This is a genomic window from Paracoccus saliphilus (genome assembly GCF_028553805.1).
GTDB lineage: Bacteria > Pseudomonadota > Alphaproteobacteria > Rhodobacterales > Rhodobacteraceae > Paracoccus > Paracoccus saliphilus.
Map to the genome: position 1 here is coordinate 3,549,335 of NZ_CP067140.1, position 20,314 is coordinate 3,569,648.

16 protein-coding genes and 1 tRNA gene are annotated in these 20,314 nt (G+C 60.4%); 11 read left to right on the forward strand and 6 right to left on the reverse strand.

All coding sequences use genetic code 11. From position 1 onward, the window contains the following. Nucleotides 1-47: 47 nt before the first annotated feature. Nucleotides 48-1,076, reverse strand: a complete 1,029-nt coding sequence (locus JHX88_RS17110; protein WP_084203005.1) for an ABC transporter substrate-binding protein — start codon at nucleotides 1,074-1,076, stop codon at nucleotides 48-50. A gap of 163 nt (nucleotides 1,077-1,239) precedes the next feature. Between JHX88_RS17110 and JHX88_RS17115 the strand changes: the two genes are divergently transcribed. Beyond that, the gene (locus tag JHX88_RS17115; protein ID WP_076524888.1) at nucleotides 1,240-2,274 is read left to right on the forward strand and encodes a LacI family DNA-binding transcriptional regulator; all 1,035 of its coding nucleotides are present in this window, start codon (nucleotides 1,240-1,242) and stop codon (nucleotides 2,272-2,274) included. A 15-nt stretch (nucleotides 2,275-2,289) separates the two neighbouring features. Here the strand turns inward: JHX88_RS17115 and phnE (JHX88_RS17120) are convergent, their stop codons facing one another. Genes phnE (JHX88_RS17120) through phnD form a run of 4 tightly spaced genes read right to left on the reverse strand, consistent with a single transcriptional unit; the run spans nucleotide 2,290 to nucleotide 5,704 of the window. Continuing rightward, nucleotides 2,290-3,093 carry a phosphonate ABC transporter, permease protein PhnE gene (gene phnE, locus JHX88_RS17120; RefSeq protein WP_076524890.1) on the reverse strand — a complete coding sequence of 268 codons (804 nt, stop codon included), beginning with the start codon at nucleotides 3,091-3,093 and terminating at the stop codon, nucleotides 2,290-2,292. After that, complete coding sequence (gene phnE / locus JHX88_RS17125; protein ID WP_076524892.1) at nucleotides 3,090-3,881, reverse strand: phosphonate ABC transporter, permease protein PhnE; 792 nt, start codon at nucleotides 3,879-3,881, stop codon at nucleotides 3,090-3,092. The genes phnE (JHX88_RS17120) and phnE (JHX88_RS17125) overlap by 4 nt, the downstream gene beginning before the upstream one ends. Continuing rightward, on the reverse strand, nucleotides 3,878-4,663 hold the full coding sequence (phnC, locus tag JHX88_RS17130; RefSeq protein ID WP_076524894.1) for a phosphonate ABC transporter ATP-binding protein: 786 nt from the start codon (nucleotides 4,661-4,663) through the stop codon (nucleotides 3,878-3,880). The genes phnE (JHX88_RS17125) and phnC overlap by 4 nt, the downstream gene beginning before the upstream one ends. A gap of 60 nt (nucleotides 4,664-4,723) precedes the next feature. Further along, nucleotides 4,724-5,704 (reverse strand): phosphate/phosphite/phosphonate ABC transporter substrate-binding protein, encoded by a 981-nt coding sequence (gene phnD / locus JHX88_RS17135; RefSeq protein ID WP_076524896.1) that lies wholly within the window; start codon nucleotides 5,702-5,704, stop codon nucleotides 4,724-4,726. Between the two features lie 144 nt (nucleotides 5,705-5,848). Here phnD and JHX88_RS17140 point away from each other — a divergent pair, with 144 nt between their 5' ends. Then, nucleotides 5,849-6,634 (forward strand): DeoR/GlpR family DNA-binding transcription regulator, encoded by a 786-nt coding sequence (locus JHX88_RS17140; RefSeq protein ID WP_076524898.1) that lies wholly within the window; start codon nucleotides 5,849-5,851, stop codon nucleotides 6,632-6,634. Nucleotides 6,635-7,204: 570 nt separating this feature from the next. After that, nucleotides 7,205-7,942: an outer membrane protein gene (locus JHX88_RS17145; protein ID WP_076524899.1), complete on the forward strand. Its 738-nt coding sequence runs from the start codon at nucleotides 7,205-7,207 to the stop codon at nucleotides 7,940-7,942. Nucleotides 7,943-8,315: 373 nt separating this feature from the next. Here the strand turns inward: JHX88_RS17145 and JHX88_RS17150 are convergent. Continuing rightward, nucleotides 8,316-8,400: transfer RNA gene (locus JHX88_RS17150), tRNA-Leu, on the reverse strand. Nucleotides 8,401-8,634: 234 nt separating this feature from the next. Between JHX88_RS17150 and JHX88_RS17155 the strand changes: the two genes are divergently transcribed. The 8 genes from JHX88_RS17155 (at nucleotide 8,635) to queG (ending at nucleotide 20,110) form a co-directional block, all read left to right on the forward strand. Beyond that, nucleotides 8,635-9,621, forward strand: a complete 987-nt coding sequence (locus JHX88_RS17155; RefSeq protein ID WP_076524901.1) for a complex I NDUFA9 subunit family protein — start codon at nucleotides 8,635-8,637, stop codon at nucleotides 9,619-9,621. After that, nucleotides 9,621-10,424, forward strand: a complete 804-nt coding sequence (locus JHX88_RS17160) for an undecaprenyl-diphosphate phosphatase (RefSeq protein ID WP_076524903.1) — start codon at nucleotides 9,621-9,623, stop codon at nucleotides 10,422-10,424. The genes JHX88_RS17155 and JHX88_RS17160 overlap by 1 nt, the downstream gene beginning before the upstream one ends. Nucleotides 10,425-10,577: 153 nt before the next feature. Further along, nucleotides 10,578-12,062, forward strand: a complete 1,485-nt coding sequence (locus JHX88_RS17165) for an NAD(P)-dependent oxidoreductase (protein WP_076524905.1) — start codon at nucleotides 10,578-10,580, stop codon at nucleotides 12,060-12,062. Between the two features lie 10 nt (nucleotides 12,063-12,072). Further along, nucleotides 12,073-12,837 carry a hypothetical protein gene (locus JHX88_RS17170; protein WP_084203007.1) on the forward strand — a complete coding sequence of 255 codons (765 nt, stop codon included), beginning with the start codon at nucleotides 12,073-12,075 and terminating at the stop codon, nucleotides 12,835-12,837. After that, nucleotides 12,834-17,372 (forward strand): glutamate synthase large subunit, encoded by a 4,539-nt coding sequence (gltB, locus tag JHX88_RS17175; RefSeq protein ID WP_076524907.1) that lies wholly within the window; start codon nucleotides 12,834-12,836, stop codon nucleotides 17,370-17,372. Before JHX88_RS17170 ends, gltB begins: the two co-directional genes overlap by 4 nt. A 104-nt stretch (nucleotides 17,373-17,476) precedes the next feature. After that, nucleotides 17,477-18,202 (forward strand): monofunctional biosynthetic peptidoglycan transglycosylase, encoded by a 726-nt coding sequence (gene mtgA, locus JHX88_RS17180; RefSeq protein WP_076524909.1) that lies wholly within the window; start codon nucleotides 17,477-17,479, stop codon nucleotides 18,200-18,202. Between the two features lie 77 nt (nucleotides 18,203-18,279). Then, nucleotides 18,280-18,966, forward strand: coding sequence for an FtsZ-binding protein FzlA (gene fzlA, locus JHX88_RS17185; protein ID WP_076524910.1), 687 nt, complete (start codon nucleotides 18,280-18,282; stop codon nucleotides 18,964-18,966). A gap of 166 nt (nucleotides 18,967-19,132) precedes the next feature. Then, the gene (gene queG, locus JHX88_RS17190; RefSeq protein ID WP_272848279.1) at nucleotides 19,133-20,110 is read left to right on the forward strand and encodes a tRNA epoxyqueuosine(34) reductase QueG; all 978 of its coding nucleotides are present in this window, start codon (nucleotides 19,133-19,135) and stop codon (nucleotides 20,108-20,110) included. Nucleotides 20,111-20,314 lie beyond the last annotated feature (204 nt).

The following is a 20,314-nucleotide window of genomic DNA, read 5'->3' on the forward strand; positions in this document are numbered from 1 at the left end:
ACCTGTCGTAAAGTCGCCGGGACGGCATACGCCATCCCGGCCCTTTTCTACTCGGAAGCTTGCCCACCGATTTCGGCATCCCACCGAGCCAGCAGCGCCTTGCGACGCTCGGACGAACCGAACTCGGCAAAATCGTAATCGATCAGCTTGATCTGCGACAGGTCCGGGGAATGTTCCGACGCCACCGCCTCCTTGTTCGACGGGATCTGATAGGAACCCGCATCGGGCATCATGTTCTGCACATCCACGCCAAGCACCCAATCGTAGAAGATCTTGGCCTCGTCGGGGTTCATCGCGCCCTCGATCAGGGACATCGAGCCGACCTCATAGCCGGTGCCCTCGCAGGGTGCGATGGTCTTGATGGGGAAACCTTCAACACTTTGCGATACCGCGTCATGCATGAAGACGATACCCAGCCCCGTTTCTCCCCGCGCAGCCGACTTGACCGGGGCCGAGCCGGATTTCGTGTATTGCGAGACATTGGCATCCAGCTTCTTCAGGTATTCGAACGCCTCATCCTCGCCCATCAGCTGCACCAGCGTGGCCAGCGTCGTGTAGGCCGTACCGGACGAGTTGGGATCGGCGATCTGGATCTCGCCTTTCAGGCCCGGATCCAGCAGATCGGCCCAGCAAGCCGGTTCCTCCAATCCCTTCTCCTCGAAAAGCTGGGTGTTGTAACCCCAGCCAAGCGCGCCGCTATAGACCCCAACGGTGCGGTATTCCGAGATTTCAGCCTGCCTGACGGCCCAATCCCGTAACTCCGCCAGCATGGGCGATTCGTATTCCGCTGTCAGCCCATCCGCGGCGGCCTGCAAATGCGGATCGCCGGTGCCGCCCCACCACAGGTCGGTCTGCGGGTTACGTCCCTCGGCCCGGACCTTGGCGTAAGCCTCGCCGGACGACAGGCGGACCATGTTCACACCTATATCGGAATGCGATGCCTCGAATTCCGATACGAGCCGTTCACAGATCACCACATCGGCGGAACAGATCAGGTTCAGCTCGGCGGCGCTGGCGGACCAGGCCGGGAGTGTCACGACAGCGCCAGCCGCAATGGCTGCGGTTCTGATATTCATCTCTTCTCCTCCCAATTCCCCCATAGGGATAGCTTTTGCAAAGCTGTGCAATAAATCTTGATCCGAATCGGAAACCTGTCAATAGAAAGCAGAATATTTTCTATTTTTCACTGAATAATATAATGCTAAGCAGTTTGAGAGGCTGTGCAATATGAGGTAAGTATTGGCCAGGAAAGCCGCCAGCGCCAAGGATGTAGCAGAGCTTGCCGGGGTTTCACGGGCGGCGGTTTCGCGCTGTTTCACACCGGGAGCCAGTCTTTCACCCAAGACACGAGAACGGATCTTGCAGGCGGCCGATCAGCTTGGCTATCAGGTCAACCGCCTGGCCAGCGGATTGATCCGCAACGAGACCGGCATCGTTGCCCTGATCGCCGCCGAGATCTCGACGCCTTATCGTTCGCATTTGCTGTCGGCCCTTACCGAAAGGTTGCAGCAGGCTGGCAAAGTGGCGCTGATGATCAATACAGACCGCTCGGATGACAGTGTCGAACAGGCATTGCGCCACGCGATCAGTTATCGCACCGATGCGGCGATCTTCCTGTCCGGAATGCCTGCGCGATCCCTGGCCGAGACTTGCCTGCGCAATGGCATGCGGCTGGTATTGATCAACCGTGACGAGGAACGTCCCGGCTCTCTCAGGCTGCGACTGGACGACGCCGAGGCCGGACGGCGCGCGGTGGCGTTGTTGCTGGCTGCGGGATGCAAGAGGCTGGGGCTGGCCAGTTCCGCCGCCGATACGCCCAGCCTGACCGAACGCGAACGCGGGTTCCGCGAGGCTGCCACGGCGGCAGGGGCCGAGTTCATCGAAGAACGGCGTGGCCCGACATCCTATGAAACCGGGCAGGAGCTGGGCATGGCATTGCTCACGCAGCCCAACCGGCCCGATGGCATCTTCTGTACGACGGACCTGATGGCTTGCGGGATTATCGATGTCGCACGCTGGCGGTTCGGTATCGCGATCCCGGATGATCTGTCACTGATCGGCTTCGACGATATCGCACAGGCAGGATGGGAAGGATATGCCCTGACTACCTTTTCCCAACCTATCGAGGAGATCGCAGCAAAAAGCGTGGATTGGCTGATATCGGGTGAACAAAAGAACGAGGCGGAGGAAGTGCTCCTGGAGCCAAAGCTGATCATGCGGCGCACGGTTCGGCAAATATACGTCTCCGATACGGAAGATCGTCGCCAGCAGTAAATGGTGGGCGGACAGTTACAGGATACGTCGCCGTAACATGGCCGAAACGATCTCGCCTAGGATGACAAGGGCAAGGATGGCCAGCAAGACCATGGCCGCCTCGGGCCAGTTGAAAGTATCGATGGCGCCTTGCAGGATGATACCGATACCACCAGCCCCGACCAGCCCGAGCACGGTGGACTCGCGTAAATTGATGTCCCAACGCAAGATGCTCACCGCCCAGAAGGTCGGCATGATCTGCGGCACGATAGCATAGACGATGATCTTGAGGCGCGACGCGCCCGTGGCCTCCAGTGCTTCGACCGGGCGGCGGTCGATTTCCTCGATCGCCTCGCCCAGAAGCTTGCCGATGAAGCCGACCGAACGGAACATGATCGCCACGATGCCCGCCACTACGCCGGGACCGAAAATGGCCACAAACAGCAGCGCCCAAATGATGGTGTTGATCGACCGGGACGATACCAGAATGAACCGGCCCAACCACAGCGTGGCCCGGTTGGGCGTGGTGTTCTGCGCTGCCAGATACGCAACGGGGAGCGAGATCAGCACCGCGAAGAAGGTCGCGATGGTGGCGATATTGACGGTTTCCCACAAGACCTCGAGGATACTTGGCAGGTTGGAGGGATCGGGCGGAAACATCCGCGCCAGAAGATCCCCCATCTGACTCGGCGCGCCCCATACCCAGGCCCAGATGACATCGATGCTGGTAACCGACCATGCAATGACCAGCAAGGTGACGATCAGGCTGCCATAGCGCGCCAGCCGCTGGCGCGGCGTAAATCGACTCCAGTCGTCGCGGTCCATGTCCGGCATATTCATATCCGCTTCCTGATCTGGCCGCTGACGGCCTCGCTGACCAGGATCACGCCGATGATAACCATGGTGATAGCCAGTGCGAAATCGTAATCATAGCGCCCGAAAGCATTGGCCAACGTTGCGCCGATCCCCCCGGCCCCGACGATGCCGACAACGGCCGAGGCACGCAGATTGCTGTCGAGCTGATAGATTGTCAGCCCGATCTGACGCGGCAGGATCTGCGGAAAGATGGCATACCACAATGTCGGCAGAAACGACGCTCCGGCGGCGCGCATCGCCTCCACCTGCCCGAAATCGATCTCCTCGATCCGTTCGGCCAACATCTTCGCGACAAAGCCGATGGAATAGACGATCAGGGTCAGAACACCGGCCAGCGGACCGAAACCGACGGCCTTGACGAAGATGATGGCGACGATCACCGGGTGGAAACTACGGGCGATGATGATGATCGCCCGACCGAGATAGAAGATCGGGCGCGGGGCGATATTTCCCGCCGCCATGAAGGCAATCGGAATAGACAGCAATACACCGCCGAATGTCGCGAGAATGGCGATCTTCAGGCTTTCAAGGAAACCGTCGATCAGCAGTCCGCTCCGCTCGAAGCTGGGCGGGATCGCACCGTTGAAAATCCGTTGAGCCCGCACCAGCCCCTCGGCAACCCGTTGCCAGTCGATGGGAAGGGTTGCGACGGACCAGACGATATAAGCTGCGATCCCCAGGATCGTGACCCAACGCAGGACCGGATTGGCAATCATCGGAGGCTTGCGCCAGCTATCCCGCACGTCACTCATGCGACGCTCTCCGGCTCTCCAACGGCAACGGCCCTGTCCGCAGCCGGGCTGCCCGAATAGATCCGCTCCATGGCCTCTTCGTCCAGATCCGAGGGGAGGCCGTCGAAGATGATCCGGCCATAGCGCATGCCGACGATGCGATCCGTATACTGTCTCGCTTCCGTCACGTTATGAATGTTGATAAGCACCGGCAGCGACAGTTCCCGCGCCAGAGCGCGCAGCAACTGCATGATCTGTTCCGAGGTCTTGGGATCGAGCGAGGCGGTAGGCTCATCGGCCAGCAGGATCTCGGGCTGCTGCATCAACGCACGCACCACACCGACGCGCTGGCGCTCTCCCCCTGAAAGTTCGTCGGCCCGCTTGTCGGCATAGTGGGCAATGCCAACCCGTTCCATCAGCTCATAAGCGCGACGGATATCCTCTTTGGGATATCGTCGCGTGATCGCCGCCCAGGTCGAGATATAGCCAAGCCGCCCGGATTGCACATTCTCCATCACCGTCAGCCGGTCGACGAGGTTGAAGCCCTGAAACACCATGCCGATCTTGCGGCGAGCCTCGCGCAATTTGCGTCCCTTAAGGGCAGTCAGTTCCATGCCATTCAGGACGATGCTGCCCGAGCTTGGCTCGACCAGCTTATTGATGCAGCGCAAAAGCGTGCTTTTGCCGGCCCCGGACGAGCCGATGATGGAAACGACGCTCTCGCCTTCCACCATCAGGTCGAGATTCCTGAGAACCGGGTCACCGCCTGCGTAACGTTTGACCAGATCGGTGATCTTGAGCATGGCAGCCCTCCGGAAAGGCCCGGCAATCGGCCGGACAGGGGAAAAATCCGACGAAAGGGCTTATTCCGCCGCGAGCCCCTCGGGCGTGTAGGAAACGCCATTGGCCTGCTGAATCTCGCGGATCACCGCCCATTGGTCCTTGTAGGTGATGGGGATGAACTTGCTGACCCCGTCGAATTCCTCGCCCAGGGCGGTGCCGGTGAAATCGAAGCTGAAGAACGCCTCTTCGATCTTCTCCTTCAACTCGGGCGCCAAGTTGTGAGCATAGGTATAGGAGGTGGTCGGGAACGGTTCACTTTCCCAGACAATGCGGACATCGGCGGGTTCGTAAAGTCCGCGCTCGGCCATCCGGTCCACGACTTCCGACGCCACGGGCGCGGCATCATAATCGCCCGCCACGACGCCAAGCATGGACTGGTCATGCGAACCGGAATAGGTCACTTCATAATCCTCGTCCGGCACGACACCGAGTGCAGGGAACAGCGCCCGAGGTGCCTGATTGCCGGAATTCGAGGTTGGCGACGTGTGGGCGATGCGTTTTCCTGCCAGATCAGGCATCTCCTGGATCTCGCTGTCAGCCTGTGTATAGACCTGCAAGGTGTAGCCGAAACGGCCGTCATCCGAGCCCATCAGTGCAAAAGGCACAGCGCCGGCAAGATTGACGGCAAAGGGTGTCGGACCAGTGGAAAAGCCCGCGATATGCAGGCGCCCCGAGCGCATTGCCTCCACCTCCGCCGAATTGGATTGCACGGCGAAGAACTGCACATCCTTGCCGGTCACATCGGACAGATGGGCGATGAAAGGTTCCCAGATATCCTCGTAGACCGCCGGGTCCTCGACCGGTGTATAGGCGAAGACCAACGTGTCCGGATCGACCAGTTCGCCCGCATCTGCCGGGGCGTCAGCCACCAGATCGCCATTGGCATCGCAATAGTTCGGGTCCAGGGCGCCGCGATCGGGGCAATCCTGCGCATGCGCCGCAGAGCCGAAAGTCAGGGCAACGGCAATCACGGCGCCAAAATATTTGTCGGGATTGGACATGATGAAACCTCCTCCTCGGGCTGGCAAAGCCAGAGTTGCACAGCCTCTTATTGGAATTTCCAACATGAATATGTGGCTATTGCAACAAAATTGTCACATAAATCTGGAAACAAGCTACAAAACACCAATAGTGGGACTCACCGGATGACTTCAGCGCCTGATCGCATACGCAAATCGGAGCGCAGGGCGCAGATCCTGATGGAGTTGCGCTGGAAGCCGCATGTGCGCGTCGCGGAACTGGCCGAACAATTCGGCGTCTCGACCGAGACTATCCGTCGCGATTTGCATGCGATGAACGAAGCGCGGGAACTCGACCGCGCCCATGGCGGTGCCTCGGCCCGCATGCCGGGCAGCCAGCCCAGCCTCGACGAACGGCAGAGATCACAGGTCGAAGAACGCGAGCGCATTGCCCGTTTCGCTGCCAGCCGCATCGCCGATGGCACTTCGCTGATGATCGACGCGGGCGCATCCACCATTGCGCTCGCCCTCAGGCTCGCCGTCGCGGATCTGAAGCTGAAGGTCGTCACCAATAGCCTGCCAGTGGCGATGATTCTCGGCCCCGTACCAAAGGTGTATCTGCGGCTCTGCCCAGGTGACATGCTTGCGCCCGAGGCAGCCGTGACCGGCCCGGACACATTGGCATATATCGCCCGGCACAATGTTGATTGCTGTTTTCTTGGCGCCTCCGCCGCGAGCGAGCAGGGGATCAGCGAAGCGGTGCCCGGATTTGCCGAAGTAAAGCGCGCCATGATGGCGCAGGCGACGCGGACGGTATTCCTGATCGACCACAGCAAGCTCGGTCGGAACGACCTCGATCACGTTGCAGGACCCGCACCCGATCGGACCATCTATACCGACTGCTCACCGGATTCCGGCTTCGTGAACGCATGGCAGGCCGGAGGCGGTGAGCTGCAGGTGGTCGAGGCATAACGTTTCAAATCAAACCGGCGGCGTTGATACCAGACCAATGCGTGGCATGAACTGCAACACCGATGCGGCCGCCAGTTTGTGCAGCGAGAAGCTTTGAGCCTGTCCTAAAATTTCCATTGAATCGCAGCGTGTTGAGTCATCCATGCTAGCCATGGGCAACAGAGACCAGCGATTTTTCCGGCTGTGTGTCCGGCAGATGCGGCGCATTCAGCCATTCGTTGGGAAAAACAGTTCCCGTGGAATCGTTTTCCTGACGGAGGTTTCTCCACAAGCGATCGGGCGTACTCGTGTTTCCGCGGTACTTGCTAACCGCCAAGCGAACCCTGGGCGTGTCTCCATTGGAACGCCACTGGTCCAAGTGAAAATGGTAACGCATGGGAGGGATGCCAATTGACTGCGCCATGTCCTCAATCAATGCGGTATCCGCCCCCGTGCCCCGGAAAAGCGCAAGATACCTGCCAATGCGGCCACAACTCGGGTGGCGGCCACCTGGATCGACTCGCTGCCGCCCCGGCGGATATTCCGGTGATTGCCTCGGAAGGCGAGGAATGAGCCGAGGCGCTGACCAGTTTGGACCTTTTGGCCACCACGGCGCTCGCGGACCGCATTGCAGCGAAGAAAGGCGGATATCACTCGGCAGAAGAACCGCCTCCCCTGCAGGGTGATCTCAAGAACTTCTTAACTCGGATGGTTCAAATTCGGGTTCTCAAGTTCCGACCACTCAACCTGCTGGTACATCAACAAGGTCTTATTGATATGAACGTAAAACCCTTTCTTCTCGCCGCAGCGCTGATAGCTGTCGCGCCACAGCTCGCCTCCGCTGGCACTATCACTCGGGATGGTATCTATGCGGGGGTGGGCTGGGGACTCGGATCGAATATCAGCGACGATCAGAACCGTGACACCGGCCATGGCAGCTACAAAATCAATGGCGCCTATCTCGGATATGTCAAAAACCTCAACGCCCTGGGTGGCGAGATGGTTGTCCCAAATATTGGCGTGGAACTCGGCCGTGCGCAGCTCAAGCACAAGAATGGCGGTGAAAGACTCACGGGTTTCGATGTCACCAGCCTGCGGGCCATGGCCGGGTTTCAATTCGAGGAACGCCTCCGCCCTTATGTCTTCGCAGGGTCTGCGAAGCACGATGAGGAGAACGCGCGTTCCGGCATCACCTATGGCGCCGGCATCGAATTCAAGTACACGCCCCGCCTCAGTTCGGGCATTGAAATGGTGAAATATGATTTCGGTGATGACTCCTCGGTGCCAGACATCACGTCTCTCGGCCTGCGGCTTGGCTTCAGTTTTTGAGCAGGCTTCCCTGGAGGATTTCCGGAAAAACCGGTGGCATCCGCCACCCGATCTGCTCGTCGGCTCTTATTCATCATGGCGCTTCCAGGTGCTTGATCCCATGATCAGATGGAGCGATCCATTCGCGTGGATGAAAGGAGGCGCCAGGGATTGAGGTCCTCTATGCGGATCTCGGGATGACCTTCGAGGATGGCCCAGAGGGTGGTGGTAGTGGTAGTGGTATAGTCGGCCATGCGCGGCGTGAAGCAAGCGATCAAGCTACGCGTCACCTTCCCAACCACGCGTTGCGGAAAGCGTGGGTGGGGCAATAGCGAGGGCAGAAAAAACGAAAGCTGCGCAATTTACCGAAATTGCGCAGCTTTTCGAGTCTATTTGGTGCCCAGGAGAGGACTCGAACCTCCACGCCTTGCGGCACACGGACCTGAACCGTGCGCGTCTACCAATTCCGCCACCTGGGCAGGTGGTGTGAGCGGGGTAACTATAACCAGTCGATGGGGGCGTCAATGGGATGTCTGCAAAAAATTCGTTCCCGGAATAAAAGCCCGTGGGTGCGACGAATGTGCGGCCGTATTTGCACAAATTTTACCTGAAAATTGCAGCGCTGCGACGTTTGACCCCGGCGGGGCGGCTTGTCGCGCGACCTCGCCTTGAGTATTGAGGCTATGACGCGGCACGAAGGAGGCGAAGAGCCCATGGCAAAACTGGTCACGATCTTTGGCGGCTCGGGATTCCTGGGGCGTCAGGTGGCACGGCTGATGGCCAAGCGCGGCTGGAGGGTGCGGATCGCTGTCCGCCGTCCGAACGAGGCGCTTTTCACGCGCACCTATGGCGCTGTGGGACAGGTCGTTCCGGTGCTCTGCAATGTCCGTGACGAGGAATCGGTTCGGGCGGCCATGTCCGAAGCCGATGCCGTCGTGAATTGTGTAAATATCCTGACAAAGCAGGGGAAAAGTACGTTCAAGACGGTTTTCGAGGATGGCGCACGCAATATTGCGCAGCTGTCGCAAGAGATGGGCATCCCGCAAGTCGTGCATATCTCGGGTCTCGGCGTCGATGCCGCTTCATCCAGCAAGTATATCGCCGCTAAAGCGCGGGGCGAAACCGCGATGTTGGAGAACCGTCCCGACGCGATCGTCCTGCGGCCCTCGGTGCTCTTCGGGACAGGCGACACCTTCTATAACCGTTTCGCAAGCCTGGCGCGATTCGGCCCTATCATGCCGGTCATTGGTGGTCGCACCCGGTTGCAGCCGGTTCATGTGGATGACGTGGCGCTGGCCGCCGTTCTGGCTGCAGAGGGGCAGGTCACGCCCGGCATCTATGAACTGGGCGGACCCGACGTACTGACAGTGCGGGAAATCGTGGGACAGGTGCTGAAGGTGACCTACCGCCGCCGACTGGCACTCAACATGCCATTCTGGATGGCCAGTATCGGCGCAGGGATATTGGACACTGCCCAATACCTGACGGGCGGATTGTTCACCAACAAGATCCTGAGCAGCGATCAACTCGCGCTACTGCGCCAGGACAATGTCGTCAGCGAAGATGCCCAAGGATTTGCGGCATTCGGGATTCATCCGAGCGCGGCCGAGGCCGTCATCGAGGACTATCTCTGGCGCTTCCGCCCATCGGGGCAGTATGACGACATCAAGAATTCGGCCAAGAACCTGCGCACTCCCTGATGGAAACCAACACGATTGTCGCCGCTGTCCTCGGCATTCTCGAGGGCCTGACCGAATTCATCCCGGTCTCTTCTACTGGCCATGTCCTGTTGGCCGGTCATTTCATGGGCTTCATCTCGCCCGGCCGGGCATTCGAGGTTGTCATCCAGCTTGGCGCGGTGCTGGCAATCCTGGCAGTCTATGCCGAACGATTGTGGCATATTTTTTCCACCGCCCCCCATGATCCGCAATCACGACGCTTTATCATGACGGTATTGCTGGCCTTCATGCCCGCGGTCGTGCTCGGCGTGTTGGCCCATGACATCATCAAGACGGTCCTGTTCGAGACGCCCGTGCTGATAGCGGTCATGCTGATCCTGGGGGGAATCGTCATCCTGTATGTGGATCGATGGGCGAAGAATCCAGTCTACCACCGGGCCGAGGATTTTCCCCTCGCAATGGCCTTCAAGATCGGCGTCATCCAATGCCTTGCAATGATACCCGGGGTATCCCGATCTGGCGCCACGATTGTCGGGGCATTGCTGCTAGGTTCCGACAAGCGATCGGCGGCGGAGTTCTCGTTTTTCCTGTCAATCCCGACGATGCTCGGCGCCTTCACCTATGACCTGTACAAGAATCGCGACGTTCTGGACGTCGCGGCACTGGGAAACATAGCGATCGGCTTTGTTTGTGCCATGATCACGGCGGTGTTCGTGGTGCGCTGGCTGTTGGGATATGTCTCGAAGCAGGGCTACGCGCTGTTTGGCTGGTGGCGAATCATTGCCGGAAGCCTTGTTTTGTTGGCTCTCGCAGCAGGTATGTAAGCACTAGTGACCTAATTTAGGACTTAATTGGCAATTTTTTTCTTCGCCGCATTGAAAAATCTCTATTTAGGTCAGCACTGCTGACTTTTCATTTGTAGCGCCTTGGCTTATCCGAATTGCGGGAGTTCCTGACATTCGGAAGGTTGCGCAGCCATGGCCACGCAGAAAATGCTTAAATTCGTATCCACCCCGCGCGAGATGCCGGAGAAGCGCAGTGCCGCTGAGCGCAGCGAGGACTTCCACGAGATTTACCGGGAATACGCCGGGCAAAAGGCGGCAGAACAGGCTGGTCGTTGCAGCCAATGCGGCGTGCCCTACTGCCAGACGCATTGTCCTTTGCACAACAACATTCCGGACTGGCTGCATCTGACCGCCGAAGGGCGCCTGAAGGAAGCCTACGAGGTCAGCCAATCGACCAATACATTCCCGGAAATCTGCGGCCGGATCTGCCCGCAGGACCGGTTATGCGAAGGCAATTGCGTCATCGAACAATCCGGCCACGGCACCGTCACCATCGGCGCGGTCGAGAAATACATCACCGACAGCGCATGGGAAAACGGTTGGGTCCAACCGGTCTCGCCCCGTCAGGAACGTGCCGAAAGCGTCGGGATCATCGGTGCCGGACCGGGAGGTCTGGCGGCGGCGGACGCGCTGCGCCGGATGGGTTTCCAGGTCACCGTCTATGACCGTTATGACCGCGCGGGCGGGCTGATGACCTATGGCATCCCCGGCTTCAAGCTGGAAAAAGACATCGTCATGCGCCGCAACAAGCTGCTTGAGGATGGCGGCGTCGAATTCGTGCTGAACTGCAATGTCGGCGAGGATATCAGCTTCGACGCGATCCGGGGCAAGCATGACGCAGTGCTGATCGCCACCGGCGTCTACAAGACCCGCGATCTGGATATCGACAACGCAGAGGCCGGCGGCGTGGTCCGTGCCATCGACTACCTGACCGCATCGAACAGGGTCGATTTCGGCGATGACGTGCCTGACTTCGACGATGGCGAGCTGGACGCCAAGGGCAAACGCGTCGTCGTCATCGGCGGCGGCGATACCGCGATGGATTGCGTCCGCACCGCCATCCGGCAGGGCGCGCAATCAGTCAAATGCCTCTATCGCCGCGACCGCTCGAACATGCCGGGTTCTCAGCGCGAAGTTCAGAACGCCGAAGAGGAAGGCGTCGAATTCGTATGGCTCTCTGCCCCCGGCGCTTTTACCGGTCATGTCACCGGCGAGGCCGCCACCGCGCAGGAACGCGATGTCGATGGTGCCGCCCAAGTCGGAGGCGTTCGGGTGCAGAAGATGCGGCTTGGCGCGCCCGATGTCACCGGCCGTCAATCACCGGAACTGATCGAGGGCGCCGATTACGACGAGCCCGCCGAACTGGTCATCAAGGCTCTTGGCTTCGAACCCGAGGAGCTGCCGCGCCTCTGGGGCGTCGACGGGCTGGAGGTGACACGTTGGGGCACGATCAAGGCCGATTTCCAGACTCATCGCACCTCTATCCCCGGCGTCTATGCGGTCGGGGATATCGTTCGCGGCGCCAGCCTCGTGGTCTGGGCGATCCGGGACGGGCGAGAGGCCGCTGAATCGATTTCCAACTTCCTGATCGGCGACGCACGCGTCGCCGCTGAATGAGGCTGTGACCATGGAACACAAAGCCTGCGCCGATATCGCACAAGACTCGCGGCGGCCCCAGAAAGGGGTGCTTATACTGTCCCTTCTGACATTGGCCGCGGCATTGCCTTTGGGTGCCCTGCCCGGCCATGCCGGCACCTTCACGCCGCCCCAAGGCTGCAAACTCGAGGTGACTGTGCAAAATCGCGGCTGCACGGTCAGCCAGATCTATCGCTGCGAAGCGGACCCGGATGGGCATCAGCGCAGCGCGATCTTCAACGAGGACGGGCCGACCCATATCTCGCGGATCGATTCCGAAACACGCTGGATCGAAAGCCGCGATCCGGATTCCGGCATCGAAGACCGGCTGGTCGACGAGGCCAAGGATCACGCCAGCTTCAGCACCCTGATCGAGACTGGCCATGATGATTTCGACTTCTGGACAGAATCCAATACCGGGGAACGGTTGCATCATGTCGGCCATGACGAACTGACCGGCGAGACGGTTACCGTCGATGGGATCAAGCTGGAAAAGACCCGGTTCGAATTGACCACCACCGACGCCAATGGCGAGGTGCTGATCGAACGGTCGGGCCAGCAATTCATCAATCGCGCGATGGGCCGCTTTTTCGGCGGCATAGAGACACAAAGCGACTGGACCGGGCAGCGGCAGGAAACGAATGACAGCCCCGCCCTCTTCAGTTTCCCGGGGGAGAAAGGTTTCGGCGAAACCACCCCACAATTCGACTGCGGCCAGATATTGGCGCAGATCAATCATGAAAGGGCCCAGCTATGAGCAAGGATTGGCAAGCAGATGAACAGGCCCGCCGCGACTGGATGGCCGAGAACAGCCTTTACCGGCAGGAAGACGAGCATTCCTCTTGCGGCGTGGGTTTCGTGGTTGATCTCGACGGCAAGCCAAGCCGCCAGGTCGTGCAGAACGGCATCGACGCATTGAAAGCGATCTGGCATCGCGGCGCAGTGGACGCTGATGGCAAGACCGGTGACGGCGCAGGCATCCATGTGCAGATCCCGGTGCCGTTCTTCTATGACCAGATCCGACGCACCGGACACGAGCCCGACAACGACAAGCTGATCGCCGTCGGCCAGGTCTTTCTGCCGCGCACGAATTTCGCCGCCCAGGAATCCTGCCGGACCATCGTGGAATCCGAGGTTCTGCGGATGGGCCACTATATCTATGGCTGGCGGCATGTCCCGGTAAATACTGCGGTGCTTGGCGACAAGGCCAATGCCACCCGCCCCGAGATCGAACAGATCCTGATCCGCTGCGAAAAGGATATCGATCACGTCCAGTTCGAACGCGAACTCTACATCATCCGCCGCCGGATCGAGAAGGCCGCGATCGCGGCGCAGGTGCCACAGCTCTATTTCTGCTCGCTCTCCTGCCGCTCGATCATCTACAAGGGCATGATGCTGGCCGAGCAGGTCGCGGAGTTCTATCCCGATCTCAAGGACGAGCGCTTCGAGTCCTCGTTCGCGATCTATCACCAGCGCTATTCGACCAATACCTTCCCGCAATGGTGGCTGGCGCAGCCTTTCCGCATGCTCGCCCATAATGGCGAGATCAATACGCTGAAAGGCAATGTCAATTGGCTGCGCAGCCATGAAATCCGCATGGCCTCGTCTGCCTTCGGCGAGATGGCCGAGGATATCAAGCCGATCGTGCCGGCGGGATCGTCGGACTCAGCGGCCCTGGATGCCGTGTTCGAGGTGATGGTGCGTTCTGGCCGTTCCGCGCCGATGACCAAGACAATGCTGGTCCCGGAAAGCTGGTCCAAGGCGACGACCGACATGCCCAAGCCATGGGCCGACATGTATGCCTATTGCAACTCGGTGATGGAACCGTGGGACGGCCCTGCCGCTCTGGCGATGACCGATGGCCGTTGGGTCTGCGGCGGGCTGGATCGCAACGGGCTGCGGCCGATGCGCTATGTCGTGACCGGTGACAACCTGCTGATTGCGGGCTCCGAGGTCGGCATGGTGCCGATCAACGAGGGCAGTGTTCGCGAAAAGGGTGCGCTCGGGCCGGGACAAATGATCGCCGTCGATATGTGGGACGGCAAGCTTTACCATGATACCGAGATCAAGGATCGCCTGGCCGCAAGCCAGCCTTTCGGCGAATGGCTCGAAAAGGTCGAAGATCTGAACGACATCATGCGCGAACTTCCCGAGGAGCACCGTTACTCCGGAGACGAGTTGCGCCGCCGCCAGGTCGCCGCCGGTTACACGATGGAAGAGCTGGAGCATGTGCTCGCGCCCATGGCCGAGGATGGCAAGGAGGCAATCGCCTCGATGGGCGATGACACCCCGCCCGCCGTTCTGTCCAAACAATATCGGCCGATGAGCCATTTCTTCCGGCAGAATTTCAGCCAGGTGACGAACCCGCCCATCGACAGCCTGCGCGAAACGCGGGTGATGAGCCTCAAGACCCGGTTCGGCAATCTCAAGAACGTGCTTGACGAAAGCTCGTCCCAAACCGAGATCCTGATCCTCGAAAGCCCGTTCATCGCCAATGGCGAATATGCCGAGCTGTGCAAGATGTTCGGCGATGCCGTCACCTATATCGACTGCAGCTTCGCCGATGGTGCCGGGCAGGACGCTCTTGGAGAGGGACTGGCCCGGATCAGGGCCGAGGCCGAGGATGCCGTGCGCTCGGGTGCCGGCCATCTGGTTCTGACGGATGAGCATCAGGGCTCGGATCGGATCGGCATGCCGATGATCCTTGCCACAAGCGCGGTGCATTCATGGCTGACGCGCAAGGGCCTGCGCACCTTCTGTTCGATCAATGTCCGCTCCGCCGAATGCATCGATCCGCATTATTTCGCGGTACTGATCAGTGCCGGGGCGACAACGGTGAACCCCTATCTCGCGCAGGATTCGATCAATGACCGGATCGAGCGTGGTTTGCTGGAAGGCAGCCTGATCGACAACATGCGCCGTTACCGCGACGCCATAGATGCCGGTCTGCTCAAGATCATGGCCAAGATGGGGATCTCGGTGCTGTCCTCCTATCGTGGCGGGCTTAATTTCGAGGCCGTGGGTCTGTCCCGCGCCATGGTGGCCGAGTATTTCCCTGGCATGCAAAGCCGGATCAGCGGTATCGGCCTGCACGGGCTGCAAGACAAGCTGGAGGATATCCACCACAAGGGCTGGCATGCCGACAATGTCGAATTGCTGCCGGTGGGCGGCTTCTACAAGCTGCGCCGCACGGGCGAGAAACATGCCTGGGAAGCCAATACGATGAAGATGTTGCAGATGGCCTGCGAAAAGGCCTCCTACGACATCTGGAAACAGTTCAGCGCGGCGATGCGGGCGAACCCGCCGATCCATATCCGCGACCTTCTGGACATGAAGCCGCTCGGCAAGCCGGTGCCCATCGAAGAGGTCGAATCGATCACCTCGATCCGCAAGCGCTTCGTGACGCCAGGCATGTCCCTGGGCGCCCTGTCTCCCGAGGCACATATGACGCTGAACATCGCCATGAACCGGATCGGCGCGAAATCCGATTCCGGCGAGGGGGGCGAGGATCCAGCGCATAGTCATCCGCTGCCGAATGGCGACAATCCCTGTGCCAAGGTCAAGCAGGTCGCCTCGGGCCGTTTCGGTGTCACCGCCGAATACCTGAACGCCTGCGAAGAGCTGGAAATCAAGGTCGCGCAGGGTGCCAAACCCGGCGAAGGCGGTCAGCTTCCCGGCATGAAGGTGACCAAGCTTATCGCCAAGCTTCGGCATTCGACCCCCGGCGTGACGCTGATCTCGCCGCCGCCGCATCACGACATCTATTCGATCGAGGATCTGGCGCAGCTTATCTATGACCTGAAGCAGATCAACCCGCGCGCCAAGATCACCGTCAAGCTGGTGGCGTCCAGCGGAGTCGGCACCATCGCGGCGGGCGTGGCCAAGGCCAAGGCCGATGTCATCCTGATCTCGGGCCATAATGGCGGCACGGGTGCCAGCCCGGCAACCTCGGTGAAATTCGCCGGCCTGCCATGGGAGATGGGCCTAACCGAGGCGCATCAGGTTCTCGCCATGAACCGGCTGCGCGAACGTGTGACGCTGCGCACCGATGGTGGGTTGCGCACCGGGCGGGACATCGTCATGGCCGCGATGATGGGGGCCGAGGAATACGGCATCGGCACCGCCGCCCTGATCGCCATGGGCTGCATCATGGTGCGCCAGTGCCAGTCGAACACCTGCCCCGTCGGCGTCTGTACGCAGGACGAGAAACTGCGCGCCATGTTCACTGGCAGCGCCGACAAGGTGGTGAACCTGATCACCTTCTATGCGCAGGAAGTGCGCGAGATCCTGGCCTCCATCGGGGCGCGCAGCCTCGACGAGGTGATCGGCCGCGCCGATCTGCTGACGCAGGTCAGCCGTGGTGCCGCGCATCTGGACGATCTCGACCTCAACCCGCTGCTGATCACCGTCGATGGCTGGGACAAGATCGTCTATGACCGGTCCAAGCCCCGCAACGCGGTAATGGACACGCTGGATGCCGAAATCATCCGCGATGCCGAGCGGTTCTTCTCCGATGGCGAGAAGATGCAGCTCTCCTATGCGGTGCGGAACACGCTGCGGACGATTGGCACACGGACATCCAGCATGATCGTGCAGAAATTCGGGATGCGGAACAATCTGCAACCCGATCATCTGACCGTTCGCCTGACCGGCAGCGCCGGACAATCCCTGGGCGCATTCGCCGCTCCGGGATTGAAGCTGGAAGTCTCGGGCGATGCCAACGACTATGTCGGTAAGGGCCTGTCGGGCGGCACTATCACGGTGCGCCCTCCCATGGCTTCGCCGCTGACCGCCGCCGACAACACCATCATCGGCAACACGGTCCTTTACGGCGCCACCGACGGCTACCTGTTCGCCGCCGGCCGCGCCGGAGAGCGTTTCGCCGTCCGCAACAGCGGCGCGCGCGTGGTGATCGAGGGTTGCGGCAGCAATGGCTGCGAATACATGACCGGCGGCATCGCGGTGATTCTTGGCCGGATCGGTGCGAATTTCGGGGCGGGCATGACGGGCGGCATGGCCTATCTCTATGATCCCGAAGGCCTGGCGCGCGATTATATCAACCCGGAAACTCTGGTGATGTGCCCGGTCACGCAGGATCACTGGGAGGCCGAACTGAAAGCCCTGATCGAGCGTCATCACCAGGAGACGATGTCTCGCCGGGCAGAGGATATCCTGCAGAACTGGGATCGCGAAAAGGCGAATTTCCTGCAGGTTTGCCCGAAAGAGATGCTTCCGCATCTGCCTCATCCGATCGAAGCGGTCGATGACGCAAACGCTGTTCCGGCAGAGTAAATAGCGGAAATAACGCAAATCCTGAATGCGGCCTTCCCGGCCGCATTCTTCAATCCGGAACCCGATGCTTGACTGCACGGCAAAGAGCGTGACAAAGCCCGATCATGATCCTGCGCCTGCTGTTCAAAACCCCTGCGCCAGAAACCGCCGAAACGGGAGCCAAGCGCACGCGCTGGCGCCCCCTGCGCCGGCTAGCCATCTGGCTTCGCTGGTTTCTGTTGCGCGTTTTCCTGCTGATGGCAGTGCTGGTGGCGATCTATGGCCTGGTGAACCCGCCGACCACATGGACCATCGTGGCCGAGTCCCGCAGCCACCCGATCAAGCCCCGTGACTGGGCGGATATAGGGGAGATCGCGCCTGTCATGCGGCGCTCGGTCGTCGCGGCCGAGGACGCGAATTTCTGCCGGCATTGGGGTTTCGACATGACCGAAATTCGCAAAGTCGTCGCCTCTGGCAGCTCACGCGGAGCCTCGACCATTAGCCAGCAGACGGCCAAGAACGTATTCTTGTGGCAAAATCGAAGCTGGGCACGCAAACTGCTGGAAACCGCCTTTACACCGCTGATCGAGGCCCTCTGGTCCAAGCAGCGGATTCTCGAAGTCTATCTGAACATCGCCGAATTCGGGCCGGGCATCTTCGGCGTGGGGGCCGCGGCGCGTGAGTATTACGGCACGACGCCGGACAAGCTGACCCCCGTGCAGGCAGCAAGACTGTCCGCGATCCTGCCCGCCCCGAAATCCCGGAACCCGCATCAGGCGTCGCGCCGTTCGCGGTCGATTGCCGATGGCGCGGCCACGATTGCCCGGGACGGGCGCGCCGATTGCCTTTAGACGCTCATCAGGTTGAAACAACGCTGCCACAGCCTTATCAAGATGTCGTTGCGCAACAAAGAGGTCTCGAGCAGCCAATGAACAACAATACGCAGACCACGCGACTTTACCATTCGATGCTGTCGCCCTTTTGCCGCAAGGTGCGGCTGGTTCTGGCAGAGAAGAAGATCGAGGTGGAACTGGTAGAGGAGCGGTATTGGGAAAGCCCCCCCGATCTGAAACGCCGCAACCCGGCAGGCAAGCTGCCCGTCCTGCGCTATCGCGGCAACATGTTGGCCGAAAGTCAGGCAATCATCGAATACCTGGACGAAACGGTGCCAAACCCGTCCCTGATGCCGCAGACCCCGATGGAACGGCACGAGGTGCGCAGGCTTTGCGCCTGGTTCGACGACAAGTTCAACGCCGAGGTGACGCGCCCCATCATGGAGGAGCGCGTCTGGAAGAAGATCATGCGGTCGGGATATCCGGACAGTCGCGTGGTCAAGGATGGCCTCAGGGCCATCAAGGAGCATATCGATTACCTGACCAGCTTGCTGGAAGCGCGTCGCTGGCTGGCCGGAAACACGCTCTCGCTTGCCGATTTCACAGCGGCGGCGCATTTTTCCTGCCTGGATTACATCTCGGACGTGGATTGGGACCGCTCAGAGATGGTGCGGGACTGGTATGCGACGATCAAGTCGCGCCCGGCCTTCCGCCCGGTTCTGGCCGATCAAGTTCCGGGAATACATCCGTCTCCGCATTATGCCGAGCTGGACTTCGGATAAGCCCCAGGGACGCGGGGCGCGCCCCGCGACGGCCGGGGGGCAGCCCCGGTCGTCGGCCGGTTCCCGGACCGATAGCGCACCAACCGGCGACCCTCCGGTGACTTCCACAAAGACGAAGATCAAGGCCGATCTCGCTGCCGAGGCCGAGGCAATCGGCTTTGCCAGGATGCGGGTGACAGCGCCAGATGCGGTGCCGGAAATTGCTCAGCGATTACAATCGTTTCTTGAAGCTGGCAGGCACGGGCAGATGAACTGGATGGCCGAACGCACGCATTGGCGGGGCGATCCGGCGGCGCTTTGGCCCGAAGCGCGGTCGGTAATCATGCTGGCAGAGCTTTACACGCCGGATCACGATCCGCTGGCAGTCCTGGAGCAGCCGGACCGGGCCGCGATCAGTGTCTACGCGCAGGGCAAGGACTATCACGACCTGGTCAAGAAACGGCTCAAACGCTTGGGCAGATGGCTTCTGGAGCAAGAACAAGGCCATGAAATCAAGGTCTTCGTCGATACAGCCCCGGTGATGGAGAAGCCCCTGGCCGAGGCGGCGGGGTTGGGTTGGCAGGGCAAGCATACCAATCTGCTGTCGCGGGACCTGGGAAGCTGGTTCTTCCTCGGGGCGATCTTCACTACGCTGGAACTGCCCGTGGACGAGCCGGAAGCCGAGCATTGCGGGTCGTGCCGCGCCTGCCTGGACATCTGCCCGACAAACGCATTTCCCGCGCCATTTCAACTGGATGCGCGAAGGTGCATCTCTTACCTGACGATCGAGCACAAGGGGCCGGTGGACCTTGAGCTGCGGGAATTGATGGGCAACCGGATCTATGGCTGCGACGATTGCCTTGCCGTCTGCCCCTGGAACAAGTTCGCGCAGGCCGGAACCGAGATGCGATATCGCGGCATTGTCGAGGCACCGCCGCTGGAAGAACTCGCCCTTCTGGACGATGCCGGGTTCCGGGCCCGGTTTTCCGGCAGTCCGATCAAGCGGATCGGGCGCGATCGCTTTGTCCGTAACGTCCTTTATGCAATAGGAAATTCCGAAGAGCCGAGATTGGCGGAGGCCGCAAGGCCACTCGTGAACGACCCCGATGAGGCGGTCGCGGATGCCGCCCGTTGGGCTCTGCTTCGACTGGCACTGCAGCCATAGTCCGGCAACAATCCGAACAATGTGATCTCCCACAGGAAGCAGATGCAACACTTGCGCGCGTTGCATCGGCACAGCCCACAACACGCAGGCGTTTTACCCAGCAAATGCTGGGAATCTGGCTGCACAACCCGTACACCGAATGTGCACAGTTCGTACACAGAACGTACACCGGCAGCGCGCGTTGCGCGGCGATTCACCCGCATT

What these genes read in the sequence shown, in the direction of transcription:
- fzlA (WP_076524910.1), top strand. Translation starts at nt 18,280, where the DNA reads ATGAACAACAATACGCAGACCACGCGACTTTACCATTCGATGCTGTCG.
- JHX88_RS17140 (WP_076524898.1), top strand. Translation starts at nt 5,849, where the DNA reads ATGACTTCAGCGCCTGATCGCATACGCAAATCGGAGCGCAGGGCGCAG.
- phnC (WP_076524894.1), bottom strand. Translation starts at nt 4,663, where the DNA reads ATGCTCAAGATCACCGATCTGGTCAAACGTTACGCAGGCGGTGACCCG.
- gltB (WP_076524907.1), top strand. Translation starts at nt 12,834, where the DNA reads ATGAGCAAGGATTGGCAAGCAGATGAACAGGCCCGCCGCGACTGGATG.
- JHX88_RS17160 (WP_076524903.1), top strand. Translation starts at nt 9,621, where the DNA reads ATGGAAACCAACACGATTGTCGCCGCTGTCCTCGGCATTCTCGAGGGC.
- JHX88_RS17170 (WP_084203007.1), top strand. Translation starts at nt 12,073, where the DNA reads ATGGAACACAAAGCCTGCGCCGATATCGCACAAGACTCGCGGCGGCCC.
- mtgA (WP_076524909.1), top strand. Translation starts at nt 17,477, where the DNA reads ATGATCCTGCGCCTGCTGTTCAAAACCCCTGCGCCAGAAACCGCCGAA.
- queG (WP_272848279.1), top strand. Translation starts at nt 19,133, where the DNA reads ATGCGGGTGACAGCGCCAGATGCGGTGCCGGAAATTGCTCAGCGATTA.
- phnD (WP_076524896.1), bottom strand. Translation starts at nt 5,704, where the DNA reads ATGTCCAATCCCGACAAATATTTTGGCGCCGTGATTGCCGTTGCCCTG.
- JHX88_RS17165 (WP_076524905.1), top strand. Translation starts at nt 10,578, where the DNA reads ATGGCCACGCAGAAAATGCTTAAATTCGTATCCACCCCGCGCGAGATG.
- JHX88_RS17110 (WP_084203005.1), bottom strand. Translation starts at nt 1,076, where the DNA reads ATGAATATCAGAACCGCAGCCATTGCGGCTGGCGCTGTCGTGACACTC.
- JHX88_RS17155 (WP_076524901.1), top strand. Translation starts at nt 8,635, where the DNA reads ATGGCAAAACTGGTCACGATCTTTGGCGGCTCGGGATTCCTGGGGCGT.
- phnE (WP_076524890.1), bottom strand. Translation starts at nt 3,093, where the DNA reads ATGAATATGCCGGACATGGACCGCGACGACTGGAGTCGATTTACGCCG.
- phnE (WP_076524892.1), bottom strand. Translation starts at nt 3,881, where the DNA reads ATGAGTGACGTGCGGGATAGCTGGCGCAAGCCTCCGATGATTGCCAAT.